This window comes from Pseudomonas sp. BNK-45 (genome assembly GCF_047456255.1).
GTDB lineage: Bacteria > Pseudomonadota > Gammaproteobacteria > Pseudomonadales > Pseudomonadaceae > Aquipseudomonas.
Map to the genome: position 1 here is coordinate 3,732,181 of NZ_CP179909.1, position 15,678 is coordinate 3,747,858.

Consider the following 15,678-nt stretch of genomic DNA (forward strand, 5'->3'; position numbering starts at 1 on the left):
CGCCCTGTGCAAGGTTCAATGCGCAGGCTTGAGCTCGGGCGTGGCGTTGGCCCGGGCGATGACCGTGAGGATCGACAGCGCAGCGATGACCAGCCCTGGCGAGGTGGCCAGCAAAACCCCGGCGGTGCCGGCGCCGGCGGCGAGGATCTGCCCGGCGGCCAGGGGCCCGGCCACCGAGCCCAGGCGGCCGATGGCCACGGCAGCGCCCACGCCGGTGGCACGCACCGCGGTCGGGTAGGAGGGCGGTGCCAGCGCGTAGAGCACCAATTGTGCGGCCATCACGAACAGCCCCGCGGCAAATCCGGCCAGGGCCATGGGCGCAATGCCCTGCGACAGCCCGACCCCGGCCAGCGCCGCCAGCAACCCGGCGTACACGAACAGCACCACCTTGAGCCCGTTGCAGCGGTCCAGCAGCAGGCCGCCGAGCAGCGAGCCGAGGGCGCCGCCGATGTTGAACAGCATCTGCACCAGGCCCGCCTGGGGTTTGCTGAAGCCCTGTTCGAGCAGCAGCGAGGGCAGCCAGTTGAGCAGCATGTACATCACGGTCAGGGTGAAGAAGTAGCTCAGCCACAGGGCCAGCGTGGTGCGCGCGCGACCTGCGCCGAACAGCGCCTGGGCGGTGGAGGCGCGCTGGGTGCCGGCACTGGCGGTGTGTTGGCGAAAGGCACTGGATTCGGGCAGCAACCCGGCCATCAGCGGCACCACCAGCAGCGGCGCCAGGCCGCCGATGATGAAGGTGGTCTGCCAATGTTCGCTGGAGAACATCGCCACCACCGCCGCCAGCGCGCCACCCAGGGGCACGCCGCAGTACATGACGCTGATGGCCGTGCCCCGGCGGCGTTCGCTGACCGCTTCGGCGCACAGGGCGATCAGGTTGGGCAGCGCCGCGCCGAGGCCGAGGCCGGTCATGAAGCGCACCAGCAGCAGGCTCGAATAGCTCTCGACGTAGGCCGTGCACAGCGAGAACAGGCCGAACAGCAGCACCGCGCCGACCAGGATCTTCTTGCGCCCGATACGGTCGGCGACCCAGCCGCCGAAGAATGCCCCGGGCAGCAGGCCGATGATCCCGGCGCTGAACACCCAGCCCATCATCTTCGGATCCAGGGCGAAGCTCTGGCGCAATCCGGCGGCGGCGGTGCCGGCCGCCTGCAGATCGAACCCCTCGATCAGCGCAACGATAAAGCACAAAGCGATGGTCAGCGTCGAACGACGCGATGGACTGTCCATGGGCAAACCTCATTGTTGTTTTTGTTGTGGTGGCCAGTCGGACGCCGGGCCTGAATGCGCCGGCGCTGGTGGCTGGCGATTAAGATAACAAAGATAACTAAAAAATGAACAGCGCCTTGATTTCGGCCAATAAATGCAAATAAAGCCATTTAAATCAGATAGATAAACTATCAATAAGGATTTCCTGTAAAAATAGATAATATTATTAATGTTCGATTATCGGTCATTTGCGGTTGACGTCAGGCTTGGGCTGTTTCCATTCTCTGTCCGCGACGTCGGCTGCCAGGCCCTCGTTCGCCCCCTAAAACAACAACAAAAAATGGACATCGGACATGCCAAATCTCCCCACCAACGCCGTTGCGGCGTCAGCTTCCTGTGTGCCCAGTCTCCCCACGCGGCTGGCTCTGGCCTTGCTGGGCTTGAGCCTGTTGTCCGGCCCAGTCCGGGCGGCGGGTTTTATCGACGACAGCCACGGCACCCTGACCTTGCGCAATTACTACCTGGATCGCGACTACAAGGACGATGGGGCGAAGACTGCCGCCCGGGAATGGGCGCAGGGTTTCATCATGAACATGGAGTCGGGGTTCACCGAGGGCAGCGTCGGTTTCGGCCTGGATGTGCGCGGGCTGCTGGGGGTCAAGCTCGACTCCTCGCCGGACCGCAGCGGCACCGAACTGCTGCCGGTGTCGGCCAGCGACAAGCGCGCCGCGGATGAATACTCGCGGCTGGCGCCCACCGCCAAACTGCGCTTTGCCCAGACCACGGTGAAGACCGGCGATGTCTCGATCTTCCTGCCGTTCGCCTTTGCCAGCCCGTCGCGCCTGCTGCCGCAGACCTTTCGCGGCACCACCCTGAGCTCCAGGGACATCGACGGCCTGACCCTCAACACCGGCTACATCGACCGCATCAACAAGCGCGACTCCACCGACTACCAGGCCATGACCATTGCCTCGCCCAACCGGCGTTTCAATGCCACGGCCAGCACCTCGCACCTGGCGTACCTGGGGGGCGACTACCAGGTCAACAAGGACCTCGGCCTGCGCGCCTATCACGCCCAGGTGGCCGACCTCTACCAGCAGGACACCCTGGCCCTGCTGCACAACCTGCCCCTGGGCGATGGCGTGCTGAGCAGCGACCTGCGCAGTTTTTTCAGCCGGGAAGACGGCAGCGCCAAGGCCGGCCGGGTCGATAACCGCAACCTCTCGGCGCTGTTCGGCTACAAAGTCGGCGGGCACCGGGTGAGCCTGGGCTACATGCATTCCAGTGGCGACACGGCCACGCCCTACATCTCCGGCACCGAGTTGATGGGCATGAGCGAGCTGACCATGAGTTCGGACTTTCTCAACGCCAAGGAGCGCACCTGGCAAGCCATCTACGACTATGACTTTGCCGCCTCCGGCCTGCCCGGGCTCAAGAGTCGGCTGCGTTACGTGCGCGGCGACCATATCGAGCTGGCGGCCTTCAATGCCAGCGACCGCAAGGAGCGCGAGTTTCAGATGGAGTTGGGGTACGTGCTGCAGAGCGGTCCGTTGAAGAACCTCGGGCTGGTGGCGCGCAAGTCGATCTATCGCAATGATTTTCCGGCGGGCGCGGCGTTCCGCGATGAAAACCAGACCCGCTTCCTGGTGCTCTACACCTTGCCGATCTGGTAGGCCCGCAAGCACCTTGCCGCCTCAGCGTGCCGGCCCTGTGCCGGCACCTTGGCTTTGGTCCTGGTAAACCTTCTTCAGCAGGCGCAGCAGTTCTTCGCGCTCCTCGCCACTCAAGGCCGAGGTGGCGTCGACGTCGCTTTGCGCGGCGATCTGCTTGAGCTCCTTGAGCAGGGTTTCGCCGGTCTTGCTGAGGAAGATCCCGTAGGAGCGCTTGTCCGGCTTGCAGCGCACCCGTACCGCCAGCGCGCGGCTTTCCAGTTTGTTGAGCAGGGGCACCACTTGCGGCGGCTCGATGGCCAGGGCGCGAGCCAGGTCGGCCTGCATCAGCCCCGGGTTGCTGTCGATGATCGCCAGGGCCGAGAACTGCGCGGGCCGCAGGTCGTGGACCGAGAGCCGGCCGATCAGGTTCTGGAACAGCTTGAGCTGGGCGCGACGCATGGCGTAGCCAATCAGTTCGTCCAGGGCCGAATCCAGCGGCGCCTGGACCTCGGCGTTGGCGGGTGGGGCCTCGCGCGGGTCGGCGAGGGGAGCGGGCTTGGCCATGACAAAAACATCCTGGGTCGGTTAACAAGGCTATCCAGTTTGCCGGGGTCGGCCGCTGATAGCTACGTTTGCCTGTGTTGGCAGGCGTTGCAGAAGGATTTTTCCGCGATGAAGAAAAATGGTTAATCAGATTAATAGTTAATTGACATAACTAATTTTGCGGTTTAATTTCGACCCATCTTCAAGCCAGAACAAGAGAGCATCGCCATGAGCAACTACGAAGGTCGCTGGACAACGGTCAAGGTCGAAATCGAAGAGGGCATTGCCTGGGTCATCCTCAATCGCCCGGAAAAACGCAACGCCATGAGCCCGACCCTGAACCGGGAAATGATCGACGTGCTGGAAACCCTGGAGCAGGACCCGGCCGCCGGCGTGCTGGTGCTGACTGGCGCCGGTGAAGCCTGGACCGCCGGCATGGACCTCAAGGAGTACTTTCGCGAGGTGGATGCCGGGCCGGAGATCCTTCAGGAAAAAATCCGTCGCGAAGCCTCCCAGTGGCAGTGGAAACTGCTGCGCATGTACGCCAAGCCGACCATCGCCATGGTCAACGGCTGGTGCTTCGGTGGCGGCTTCAGCCCGCTGGTGGCCTGCGACCTGGCGATCTGCGCCGATGAGGCGACCTTCGGCCTCTCGGAAATCAACTGGGGCATCCCGCCGGGCAACCTGGTGAGCAAGGCCATGGCCGACACCGTGGGTCATCGTCAGTCGCTGTACTACATCATGACCGGCAAGACTTTTGGCGGGCAGAAAGCCGCCGAGATGGGCCTGGTCAATGAAAGCGTGCCCCTGGCGCAACTGCGTGATGTCACCATCGAGCTGGCGCGCAATCTGCTGGAGAAGAACCCGGTGGTGCTGCGTGCCGCCAAGCACGGCTTCAAGCGTTGCCGCGAGCTGACCTGGGAGCAGAACGAAGACTACCTGTACGCCAAGCTCGATCAGTCGCGCCTTTTGGACACCGAAGGCGGCCGCGAGCAGGGCATGAAGCAGTTTCTTGACGAGAAGAGCATCAAGCCCGGCCTGCAGGCGTATAAACGCTGAGCCCGGCCGGCGAACGGCGGGCCCATCCCGCCGTTCGCCATGCCCCTGGCCTTACTGTTACACCGCTGCGCTGCATTCCCGACAAAGACAACAAGAGGAATCACCATGCTGGACGTGCCCCTGCTGATCGGTGGCCAGTCGCGCCCCGCCGGCGACGGTCGAACCTTCGAACGCCGCAACCCGGTGACCGGCGCGGTGGTATCGCGCGTGGCCGCCGCGACCCTGGACGATGCCGACGCCGCCGTGGCCGCGGCCCAGGCCGCATTCCCCGCCTGGGCGGCCCTGGCCCCCAACGAACGCCGCAGCCGTCTGCTCAGGGCCGCCGAGCAATTGCAGGCCCGCAGCGGCGAATTCATTGCCGCCGCCGGCGAGACCGGGGCCATGGCCAACTGGTACGGCTTCAACGTCCGCCTGGCGGCCAACATGCTGCGTGAAGCAGCGTCGATGACCACCCAGATCAACGGCGAAGTCATTCCCTCGGATGTTCCCGGCAGTTTCGCCATGGCCCTGCGCCAACCCTGTGGCGTGGTGCTGGGCATCGCCCCGTGGAACGCCCCGGTGATTCTCGCCACCCGGGCCATCGCCATGCCCCTGGCCTGTGGCAACAGCGTGGTGCTCAAGGCTTCCGAACTGAGCCCGGCGGTGCATCGCCTGATCGGCCAGGTGCTGCAGGACGCCGGCCTGGGCGATGGCGTGGTCAACGTCATCAGCAATGCCCCGGCCGATGCCGCGGCGATTGTCGAGCGGCTGATCGCCAACCCGGCGGTGCGCCGGGTCAACTTCACCGGTTCGACCCATGTCGGGCGGATTGTCGGCGAGCTTGCGGCGCGCCACCTCAAGCCGGCCTTGCTGGAGCTGGGCGGCAAGGCGCCGCTGCTGGTGCTGGACGATGCCGACCTGGACGCGGCCGTCGCGGCCGCGGCGTTTGGTGCCTACTTCAACCAGGGACAGATCTGCATGTCCACTGAGCGCCTGATCGTCGATGCCAAGGTGGCCGATGCCTTCGTCGCCAAGCTGGCGGCCAAGGTCGAGAGCCTGCGCGCCGGCGACCCGGCGGCCGCAGATTCGGTGCTCGGTTCGCTGGTGGATGCCAGCGCCGGCACGCGTATCCGGGCACTGATCGACGATGCCCTGGAGCAGGGCGCGCGGCTGGTGGTCGGCGGGCAACTGGACGGCAGCATTCTGCAGCCGAACCTGCTCGACGGCGTCACCGCATCGATGCGCCTGTACCGCGAGGAGTCCTTCGGACCGGTGGCGGTGCTGCTGCGCGGCAGCGGCGATGAAGAGTTGCTGCGTCTGGCCAACGACTCCGAGTTCGGCCTGTCGGCGGCGATTTTCAGCCGCGACACCGGGCGGGCCCTGGCCCTGGCGCAACGGGTCGAGTCGGGCATCTGCCACATCAACGGGCCCACCGTGCACGACGAGGCGCAGATGCCGTTTGGCGGCGTCAAGTCCAGCGGCTACGGCAGTTTTGGCGGCAAGGCCTCGATCGAGCACTTCACCCAATTGCGCTGGGTCACCTTGCAGAACGGCCCGCGGCACTACCCGATCTGATCCGTCGCCACGGGCGCGGTGCCCTCTGAACCGGCTTTCGATCTGGCGAACAACGCTTTTTAACGCCGCGTCAGCCAAGCGCAGCAGATCGCAAGCAGGTTCTTGAGCACGCGGCCCGTGTGCAGGCAGGGCATAACAATAACAAGGCCGCAGCCATCGGCTGCCACGCTTGCCAGCCGTCGCCCTGCGTGCGCGGCGCAGGCGTGCCTTGATGGAGGACATGTACGTGAGTTGCCAATTCAGAGCGCCATCCCCACCCGCGGCCGAGCCGCCGCGTTACCGCCAGGTGTCCATCGGCCGGCCGGCGGTTGCCGTCAGTGAAGAGCAGGGCGTGTTGCACATGCGCTCCCTGGAACCCCTGGCGCCCTTGCCGCAGCGCTTGCTCGATCGCCTGCTGCACTGGGCCCGGGTGCGCCCCGAGCAGACCTTCATTGCCGCCCGCGAGGCCGGCGGCGACTGGAGCCGGGTCAGCTATGGGCAGATGCTCGACAGCGTGCGCGCCATCGCCCAGGGCCTGCTCGGCTACGGGTTGTCCGCCGACAAGCCGCTGGCGCTGCTTTCGGGCAATGACATCGAACACCTGCAACTGGCCCTGGGCGCGATGTACGCCGGGATTCCCTATTGCCCGGTGTCGCCGGCCTATTCGCTGCTGTCCCAGGACTTTGCCAAGCTGCGCCATGTCTGCGACCTGTTGCAGCCGGGGCTGGTGTTTGTCAGCGATGCTGGCGCCTACCAGCGGGCCATCGACGCGGTGCTGCCCCCCGAGACGCCGCTGATCTGCGTGCGTGGTCAGGTGCCGGGGCGACGCCAGGCGAGCTTCGCCAGCCTGCTGGCCGAGCCCGGTGGGGCCGAGGCCGATGCGGCCTTTGCCGCCACCGGGCCGGACAGCATCGCCAAGTTTCTCTTCACCTCGGGCTCGACCAAGCTGCCCAAGGCGGTGATCACCACCCAGCGCATGCTCTGCGCCAACCAGCAGATGCTGTTGCAGACCTTCCCGGTGTTCGGCGAAGAGCCGCCGGTGCTGGTGGACTGGTTGCCCTGGAACCACACCTTCGGTGGCAGCCATAACGTCGGCATCGTGCTCTACAACGGCGGCAGTTTTTATCTGGACGACGGCAAGCCCACGGCCCAGGGCTTTGCCGAGACCTTGCGCAACCTCAAGGAGATTTCCCCCACCGCCTACCTGACCGTGCCCAAGGGCTGGGAGGAGCTGGTCAACGCCCTGGAGCAGGACGCCGAGCTGCGCGAGTGTTTTTTCAAGCGCATGAGCCTGTTCTTCTTCGCCGCCGCCGGGCTGTCGCAAAGTGTCTGGGACCGTCTCGACCGGGTCGCCGAGCAGCATTGCGGCGAACGCATCCGCATGATGGCCGGGCTCGGCATGACCGAGGCCGCGCCGTCCTGCACCTTCACCACCGGGCCGCTGTCGATGGCCGGCTACATCGGCCTGCCGGCGCCGGGGTGCGAAGTGCGCCTGGTGCCGGTGGACGGCAAGCTCGAGGGGCGCTTTCGCGGGCCGCACATCATGCCCGGCTACTGGCGCGCGGCGCAGCAGACCGCCGAGGTGTTCGACGCCCAGGGCTTCTATTGCTCGGGGGATGCACTCAAGCTCGCCGATCCCCAGGACCCGCAGCTGGGGCTGATGTTCGACGGGCGCATTGCCGAGGATTTCAAGTTGTCGTCCGGGGTCTTTGTCAGCGTCGGCCCGCTGCGCAATCGCGCGGTGCTCGAAGGCTCGCCCTATGTCCAGGACCTGGTGGTGGCCGCCCCGGACCGCGAGTGCCTGGGGGCCCTGGTGTTCCCGCGCCTGTATGAATGCCGGCGGCTGGCGGCGCTGGGCGCCGAGGCCAGCGATGCCCAGGTGCTGGCCAGCGCGCCGGTACGCCAGTGGTTCGGCGACTGGTTGCAGCGCCTGAACCGCGAGGCCAGCGGCAACGCCAGCCGCCTGGAGTGGATCGCCCTGCAGGTGGAGCCGGCGTCCATCGACCGCGGGGAAATCACCGACAAGGGCTCGATCAACCAGCGCGCGGTGTTGCAGTGGCGCGCCGAGCAGGTCGAGGACCTGTATCGCGGCCGCGAGCCGTCGATCCTGCGCGCCGAGCCCAAGCCATGAACGGCGCCGGGCAGTACAGCGAGTTTGCCGATGTGGCGATCCTGGAAGCGTTGCGCACGCCCTGGCTCGACCTTGGCGGGGACCTGGCGGAGATCTCGCCGATCGATCTGGGGATCAAGGTCGGCCGCGAGGTACTGCAGCGCGCCGGCATCGATGCCCGGGCGGTGGACAGCGTGCTGGCCGGCTCCATGGCCCAGGCCAGTTTCGACGCCTACCTGCTGCCCCGGCACATCGGCCTGTACAGCGGCGTCGGGCAAGCGGTGCCGGCCCTGGGGGTGCAGCGCATCTGCGCCACCGGTTTCGAGCTGTTGCGCCAGGCGGCCGAGCAGCTGCGGGGCGAGGTGCAACTGGCGTTGTGCGTGGCCAGTGAATCGATGTCGCGCAACCCGATTGCCGCCTACACCCATCGCGGCGGCTTTCGCCTGGGGGCGGCGGTGCAGTTCAAGGATTTCTTATGGGAGGCGCTGTACGACCCGGCGCCGGGGCTGGACATGATCGCCACCGCCGACAACCTGGCGCGGCGTTATGGCCTGACCCGCGAAGCTGTGGACGGCTATGCCTGCGCCAGCCATCAGCGGGCCCTGGCGGCGCAGCAGGCGGGCTGGTTCGCGCCGGAAATCGTCGCCGTAAGCCAGCAGGCCTTTGAGCTCGACGGCTATCGACCGCGCGGCATTCGCCTGCCACGGGGTGTCGAGACGGTCAGCCGGGACAGTCATCCGCGCCCTGGTGAGCTGTCTGCCCTGGCGCGCTTGCGGACGATCCACGAGGGCGGGGTGCAGACCGCCGGCAACAGTTGCGCGGTGGTCGATGGCGCGGCGGCGGCCCTGGTTGGGCGGGCGTCGGCCTGCAGCACGACGCCCCTGGCGCTGTTGCTGGGCAGTGCGGTGGTCGGGGTGGCGCCGGAGTGCATGGGCATCGGTCCGGCCCCGGCGATCCGCCTGCTCCTGCAGCGCAGCGGCCTGGGCCTGGAGCAGATCGGTCGCCTTGAAATCAACGAGGCTCAGGCGGCCCAGGTACTGGCCGTGGCCCGGGAGCTGGAGCTGGACAGTGACCGCCTGAATGCCCGGGGCGGCTCCCTGGCCCTGGGGCACCCCCTGGCCGCCAGCGGCCTGCGCCTGGTGCTGACCCTGGCCCGGCAACTGCGCGAACACAACCTGCGCTACGGAATCGCCGCCGCCTGCGTGGGAGGCGGCCAGGGCATGGCGCTGCTGATCGAAAACCCGGCCTGGCGCGGCTGAGCCCGACCGGCCCGCCGCCCCTGGCGGGTCATTCTATTTCTACTCGATGAGGTGTCCCCATGTGGAGCTACCAGGCGCCGCTGCGCGATATGCAATTTGTCCTTGAGCACTGGCTGGAGGCCCCCGAGGCGTGGCGTCGGAGCCCGGCGTTCGACGCGCTGGACCTGCCCCTGGCGCTGCAGGTGCTGGAGCAGGCCGGGCGTTTCAGCCAGGACGTGCTGGCGCCGCTGAACGCCAGCGGCGATCGCCAGGGCTGCCGGTGGGCGGACGGGCAGGTCAGCACCCCGCAGGGGTTTGCCGAGGCCTATCGGGCCTATGTCGAGGGCGGCTGGCCGGCCCTGGCCTGCGCCGAAGCCCTGGGTGGCCAGGGCCTGCCGCAACTGCTGGACGCGGCGCTGCAAGAGATGCTCTATGCCAGCAACCACGCCTGGGCCATGTACACCGGCATCGCCCACGGCGCCTACCTGTGCCTCAAGACCCACGGCGCGCCCTGGCTCCAGGAGCGCTACCTGCCCGAGATCATCAGCGGCGCAAGCCTGCCCACCATGTGCCTGACCGAGCCCCAGGCCGGCAGTGATGTCGGCCTGTTGCGCTGTCGCGCCGAGCCCCAGGCCGACGGCAGCTATCGCCTCAGCGGCAGCAAGCTGTTCATTTCCGGCGGCGAGCATGACCTCACCGACAACATCCTGCATTTGGTACTGGCCCGGCTGCCGGGCGCGCCGGAGGGCAGCCGCGGGATCTCGCTGTTCCTGGTGCCCAAGCGCCTGGAGCGGGGCCAGGGCAACGGCGTGCGCTGCGACGGCATCGAACACAAGATGGGGATCAAGGGCAGCGCCACCTGTTCCCTGGTGTTCGAGGCGGCCCAGGGCTGGCTGGTGGGCGAGGCCCATCGCGGCCTGGCGGCGATGTTCGTGATGATGAATTCGGCGCGCCTGCACGTGGGTCTGCAAGGCCTGGGGCATGTCGAAGCGGCGTGGCAGAACGCCCGTGACTACGCCGGCGAACGCCAGCAGATGCGTGCGCCGTTGCGCCCCGCCGGGGTTGCTGCCCAGGCCGCCGACCCGATTCGCTACCACCCGGCCATGCGCCGCGTGCTGCTGGAATTGCGCGCCACCAGCGAAGGCCTGCGGGCCATCGGCTACTGGGCCGCGCACTTGCTGGATCAGGCCGAGCATCACCCTGAACCCCCGGTCCGGCGCCAGGCCGATCAGCTGGCGCAACTGCTGACGCCGATCATCAAGGCGTTCTTTACCGAGCAGGGCTTTCGTCAGGCCAGCAACGCCTTGCAGGTCTTCGGCGGCTACGGCTACGTCGCCGAGTTCGCCATCGAGCAGACCCTGCGCGACAGCCGCATCGCCATGATCTACGAAGGCAGCAACGAGATTCAGGCCAACGACCTGCTGTTGCGCAAGGTGCTGGGGGATGGCGGACAGGGCTTCGCGCTGTTGCTTGAACAATTGCGCGATGAGGCCGGGCACAGCGCCCAGGTGCCCGAGTGCGCGGGGTTCGCCCGGTCGTTGGCGGATCTGGCCGAGGCGTTGCAGGCACTGGTGGCCCAGGTGCAGCAGTGGGCGCTGGAGGATGCCGAGTACCCGTATCGCGCGGCCGGGGATTTTCTGGCGTTGTGTGGCCTGAGCCTGCTGGCACTGGCCTGGACCCGGGCGGCACGGGTGTCGCGCAGGCTGCCCGAGGGCGACCCGCTGCGTGGGGCCAAGCTGGAGACGGCGGGGTTCTTTTTCAGCTACCTGTTGCCCCGGGTCGAACAGCGGATGACGGCGGTGCGCAGCGCCCGGGCAGGGTTGGCGTTTATCTGAGGTGATGCAGATTAATGGATCCAATCAAGGGGCAAACCTTGTGGCGAGGGAGCTTGCTCCCGCTGGGGTGCGCAGCGCCCCCCATCGCTGGCCGGCGAGCGTTTCCAGGCCTACCGCACCCGCAGGCTGTGCGATGGCTGCGCCATCGAACGGGAGCAAGCTCCCTCGCCACACGCTTGGTTGGCCGATAATCGCCCGCTAATCCCGGCGCCGTGTCGGGCACCTAAGCGTTTGATCCTTATGGAAATTGACCCCGTCCATGGCTGGCCAAGGGGTTTTTGAGCAGCCTTTTCAGCCCGCTTATCCCTTGCTAATGGATCCATTAAGCGCTTTATTGGCGACCTGGCGATGGCAGGAGCCCTCCTGACCGTCCGCAATAAAAACAACAAAAAGGGTTTCGTCATGAATGTCTTTTCGACGGCGTGCAGCCGCCTGGCTGGCGCGCGCTGGCTGTCTGTGTGCACAGGTTCGCTGGGTGTTGCGCTTCGGCTCGTGGCCGAACGGCAGGTGCGGCCATGAACGGTGATCTCAAGCAACGGCTCGATCAGGGGCCGATGGGGGCGTTCCAGTGCCTGGCGATCGGTATCTGCATCGTCCTCAACATGATCGACGGCTTCGATGTGCTGGTGATGGCCTTCACCGCCGCCTCGGTGTCCGCCGAGTGGCAACTCAACGGCGCGCAGATCGGCCTGTTGCTCAGTGCCGGGTTGTTCGGCATGGCCGGCGGTTCGCTGTTTATCGCGCCCTGGGCCGATCGCTTCGGGCGCCGGCCGCTGATTCTGGGGTGCCTGTTGCTGTCCGGTGTCGGCATGCTGCTTTCGGCCACCAGCCAGAGTCCGTTGCAACTGGCGTTGTTGCGCGGCCTGACCGGCTTGGGCATCGGCGGCATCCTGGCCAGCAGCAACGTGATCGCCGCCGAATACGCCAGCCGCCGCTGGCGGGGGCTGGCGGTGAGCCTGCAATCCACCGGCTATGCCCTGGGGGCGACCCTGGGCGGCTTGCTGGCGGTGTGGCTGCTGAGCCATTGGGGCTGGCGCTCGGTGTTTGTGTTTGGCGGCGTCGTCACCCTGCTGGTGATCCCCCTGGTGCTGCTCTGGCTCCCCGAATCCCTGGACTTTCTCCTGGCCCGGCGCCCGGCCGATGCGTTACCGCGGGTCAATCGCCTGGCCCAGCGCCTGGGGCACCCGACGCTGGCGCGGCTGCCCGCGGCGGCGCTGCGCGAGGAGGGCGCCGGCAGCGGCTTCGGCCAGCTGTTCGCCGGGCCGATGCGGCGCACCACGCTGCTGATCTGGCTGTTGTTTTTCCTGGTGATGTTCGGCTTCTACTTCGTCATGAGCTGGACCCCGAAACTGCTGGTGGCCGCCGGGCTCTCGGCGCAGCAGGGGATCACCGGCGGGGTGCTGCTGAGTGTCGGCGGGATCTTCGGCGCGGCGCTGATCGGCGGCTTGTCTTCACGCTGGCCGCTGACCCGGGTGCTGTCGCTGTTCATGCTGGTGACCGCCGGGCTCCTGGTGCTGTTTGTCGGCAGCGCCTCGTCGATTGCCGCAGCCCTGGGCCTGGGGCTGCTGATCGGGCTGTTCGCCAACGGCTGCGTGGCCGGGCTGTATGCCTTGTCGCCGGTGGTCTACGACGCTTCGGTGCGGGCTACCGGGGTGGGCTGGGGGATCGGCATCGGACGCATCGGCGCGATTGTCTCGCCGACGGTGGCCGGGGTGCTGCTGGATGCCGGCTGGCAGCCGCTGCACCTGTACGGGGTGTTTGCCGTGGTCTTCGTGCTGGCGGCGGCTTGCCTGTTGCTGCTGCGCCCGGCGCCGCCGCAGGCGCAAGCGGCCCTGGCCTAGCCTGCGCAACCGGATGCGCCCGCGGGCACCGCTTCACGCCTGGCCGTCGATGATCGCCGCGGCCACGGTCTGGCGGAACCAGGTCAGGGCGGCGGAGCTGTCGCTGTTGGGGTGCCAGTGCAGGGACACGTCGAACTCCCCCACCGGGAACGGCAGCTCCAGTTGCCGCAGGCCGCCTTCGAGGGTGAACAGGCGGGCGATCTGCGCCGGCAGCACCGCCAGCAGGTCGGTGCCGGGCAGGACCTTGGGCAGCACCGAGAAGTGCGGCACCTGCAGGCTGATGCGGCGCGTGGCGTTCATTTGCTTGAGCACGTCCTCGACGCTGCCGTGGCCGGTGGTGCGGGTCACGGCGATGTGCCGTTCGGCGAGGAATTGTTCCAGGCTCAGGTGTTCGCCGATGCGCGGGTGGCGGTCGCTGAGCAGGCACACGTAGCGCTCGCGGATCAGTACCTGGCTGCGGGTGCCGGTCAGGGGCTTGCGGCAGATCAGCGCGTCGACCTTGGCGCTGCCGAGCCATTCCCCGGCCTGGTCCACCTGCAGCGGCAGGACCTCGACTTCGGCCTCCGGGGCCTGCTGGTTCAGGCGCGCCAGGATCAGCGGCAGAAAGCCCATTTCGCCGAGGTCGGAGAGGGCGATGCGAAAGCGTCGCTCGGTGGTCGCCGGGTCGAAGTGCCGGGTGCTGTGCACGGTGTTTTCGATCCGGGTCAGGGATTCGCGCAGGGGCGGGTACAGCTCATCGGCCAGTTGGCTGGGCTGGATGCCGTCGCGGCTGCGGCTGAACAGGCCGTCGTCGAACAGGTCCCGCAGCCGCGCCAGGGCGTAGCTGACCGAGGGCTGGGTGACGAACAGGCGCTCGGCGGCCAGGGTCACGCTGCGGGCTTCGTAGAGGGTGACGAAGGTGCGGATCAGGTTCAGATCGATGTGGCTCATGCTGTCTCATGGATATAGATAGATCTTATTTTTAATAGAAATAGTATCGATTTGATCAATTTCATCGCGGCTGCAAGAGTAACTCAAATTCTAAAAAAGCAGCGGCAAAGGTCCCTATGAAAACCGTCCATAGCGCTTCCTACGACATCCTCCGGCAACACGGCCTGACCACGGTGTTCGGCAACCCGGGTTCCAACGAGTTGCCCTTTCTCAAGGGCTTTCCCGAAGACTTCCGCTACATCCTCGGCCTGCACGAAGGCGCGGTGGTCGGCATGGCCGACGGCTTCGCCCTGGCCAGCGGCCAGCCGGCGTTCGTCAACCTGCATGCGGCGGCCGGCACCGGCAACGGCATGGGCGCGCTGACCAATGCCTGGTACTCCCACAGCCCGCTGGTGATCACCGCCGGCCAGCAGGTGCGCTCGATGATCGGCGTCGAAGCCATGCTGGCCAATGTCGATGCCGCGCAGTTGCCCAAGCCCCTGGTCAAGTGGAGCCATGAACCGGCCTGCGCCGAGGATGTGCCCCGGGCCCTGAGCCAGGCCATCCACATGGCCAGCCAGGCGCCCAAGGGCCCGGTGTACCTGTCGATTCCCTACGACGACTGGGGCCGCGCCGCCCCGGCCGGGGTCGAGCACCTGGCCCGGCGCCAGGTGGCCACGGCCGGGCTGCCTTCGGCGGCGCAATTGCGCCAGCTGGTGCAGCGTCTGGTGGCAGCGCGCAACCCGGTGTTGGTGCTGGGGCCGGATGTGGACGGCAGCCAGAGCAACCACCTGGCGGTGCAACTGGCGGAAAGACTCGGCATGCCGGCCTGGGTCGCGCCGTCCGCGTCCCGTTGCCCGTTCCCGACCCGCCACCCGAGCTTTCGCGGGGTGCTGCCGGCGGCCATCGCCGGCATCAGCCGCTGCCTGGCGGAGCATGACCTGATCCTGGTGGTGGGCGCCCCGGTGTTCCGTTACCACCAGTTCGCCCCGGGGGACTACCTGCCCGAGGGTTGCGAGCTGCTGCACATCACTTGCGACCCCGGCGAAGCGGCACGCTCGCCCATGGGCGATGCGCTGGTAGGGGACATCGCCGAGACCTTGCAGGCCCTGGTCTGGGCGCTGCCGGAGTGCGACCGGCCGCAGCCGCCAGCCTTGCCGGCACCGGCGCCGGTCGAGGAAACCGGCGGCCTGCTGCGCCCGGAAACCGTGTTCGACGTGATCAACGAGCTGGCGCCCAGGGATGCGATCTACGTCAAGGAATCCACCTCCACCGTCGGTGCCTTCTGGCAGCGGGTGGAGATGCGCGAGCCCGGCAGTTACTACTTTCCGGCGGCTGGCGGCCTGGGCTTCGGCCTGCCGGCGGCGGTGGGGGTGCAACTGGCCCGGCCCGAGCGGCGGGTGATCGGGATCATCGGCGACGGTTCGGCCAATTACGGCATCACCGCGCTGTGGACCGCCGTCCAGTACCAGATCCCGGTGGTGTTCATCATTCTCAAGAACGGCACCTACGGCGCCCTGCGCTGGTTCGCCGATGTGCTGCAGGTCAGCGATGCGCCGGGGCTGGACGTGCCGGGCCTGGACTTCTGCGCCATCGGCCGCGGCTACGGCGTGCACGCGGTGCAGGCCAACACCCGCGAAGCGTTTGCCGAGGCGTTTGCCGCGGCCCTGGCGGGCCAGCGCCCGGTACTGATCGAGGTGCCGACCCTGACCATCGAACCCTGAAGACAGCCTTGTCGCCGGGCCCGGTGCC

10 protein-coding genes and 1 pseudogene are annotated in these 15,678 nt (G+C 67.3%); 8 read left to right on the forward strand and 3 right to left on the reverse strand.

Annotated features, from left to right (window positions below; translation table 11 throughout):
- Nucleotides 1-15: 15 nt before the first annotated feature.
- Complete coding sequence (mhpT, locus tag ACMGG8_RS17225) at nt 16-1,227, reverse strand: 3-(3-hydroxy-phenyl)propionate transporter MhpT (RefSeq protein ID WP_060839788.1); 1,212 nt, start codon at nt 1,225-1,227, stop codon at nt 16-18.
- A 332-nt stretch (nt 1,228-1,559) separates the two neighbouring features.
- Between mhpT and ACMGG8_RS17230 the strand changes: the two genes are divergently transcribed.
- Nucleotides 1,560-2,879, forward strand: a complete 1,320-nt coding sequence (locus ACMGG8_RS17230) for an OprD family porin (protein WP_414157992.1) — start codon at nt 1,560-1,562, stop codon at nt 2,877-2,879.
- Nucleotides 2,880-2,900: 21 nt separating this feature from the next.
- Here the strand turns inward: ACMGG8_RS17230 and ACMGG8_RS17235 are convergent, their stop codons facing one another.
- A complete protein-coding gene (locus tag ACMGG8_RS17235; protein WP_060839786.1) occupies nt 2,901-3,422 on the reverse strand; it encodes a MarR family winged helix-turn-helix transcriptional regulator in 522 nt (173 codons plus the stop codon).
- A 207-nt stretch (nt 3,423-3,629) separates the two neighbouring features.
- Here ACMGG8_RS17235 and ACMGG8_RS17240 point away from each other — a divergent pair, with 207 nt between their 5' ends.
- The 6 genes and pseudogenes from ACMGG8_RS17240 to ACMGG8_RS17265 all read left to right on the forward strand — a co-directional run.
- The gene (locus ACMGG8_RS17240; RefSeq protein ID WP_414157993.1) at nt 3,630-4,460 is read left to right on the forward strand and encodes a p-hydroxycinnamoyl CoA hydratase/lyase; all 831 of its coding nucleotides are present in this window, start codon (nt 3,630-3,632) and stop codon (nt 4,458-4,460) included.
- 105 nt (nt 4,461-4,565) lie between these two features.
- On the forward strand, nt 4,566-6,014 hold the full coding sequence (locus ACMGG8_RS17245; RefSeq protein ID WP_414157994.1) for an aldehyde dehydrogenase: 1,449 nt from the start codon (nt 4,566-4,568) through the stop codon (nt 6,012-6,014).
- A 226-nt stretch (nt 6,015-6,240) separates the two neighbouring features.
- On the forward strand, nt 6,241-8,124 hold the full coding sequence (locus ACMGG8_RS17250) for a feruloyl-CoA synthase (RefSeq protein WP_414157995.1): 1,884 nt from the start codon (nt 6,241-6,243) through the stop codon (nt 8,122-8,124).
- Nucleotides 8,121-9,362, forward strand: a complete 1,242-nt coding sequence (locus ACMGG8_RS17255; protein WP_414157996.1) for a thiolase family protein — start codon at nt 8,121-8,123, stop codon at nt 9,360-9,362. Before ACMGG8_RS17250 ends, ACMGG8_RS17255 begins: the two co-directional genes overlap by 4 nt.
- A gap of 59 nt (nt 9,363-9,421) precedes the next feature.
- Nucleotides 9,422-11,176: an acyl-CoA dehydrogenase gene (locus ACMGG8_RS17260; protein ID WP_414157997.1), complete on the forward strand. Its 1,755-nt coding sequence runs from the start codon at nt 9,422-9,424 to the stop codon at nt 11,174-11,176.
- 515 nt (nt 11,177-11,691) lie between these two features.
- Nucleotides 11,692-12,997 (forward strand): annotated as a pseudogene (locus tag ACMGG8_RS17265) (MFS transporter); the annotation flags it as partial.
- Between the two features lie 53 nt (nt 12,998-13,050).
- On the opposite strand, the gene ACMGG8_RS17270 reads toward ACMGG8_RS17265, so the two are convergent.
- Complete coding sequence (locus ACMGG8_RS17270) at nt 13,051-13,947, reverse strand: LysR family transcriptional regulator (protein ID WP_060839780.1); 897 nt, start codon at nt 13,945-13,947, stop codon at nt 13,051-13,053.
- 116 nt (nt 13,948-14,063) lie between these two features.
- Between ACMGG8_RS17270 and mdlC the strand changes: the two genes are divergently transcribed.
- Nucleotides 14,064-15,650, forward strand: a complete 1,587-nt coding sequence (mdlC, locus tag ACMGG8_RS17275; RefSeq protein ID WP_414157998.1) for a benzoylformate decarboxylase — start codon at nt 14,064-14,066, stop codon at nt 15,648-15,650.
- Nucleotides 15,651-15,678: the final 28 nt, after the last annotated feature.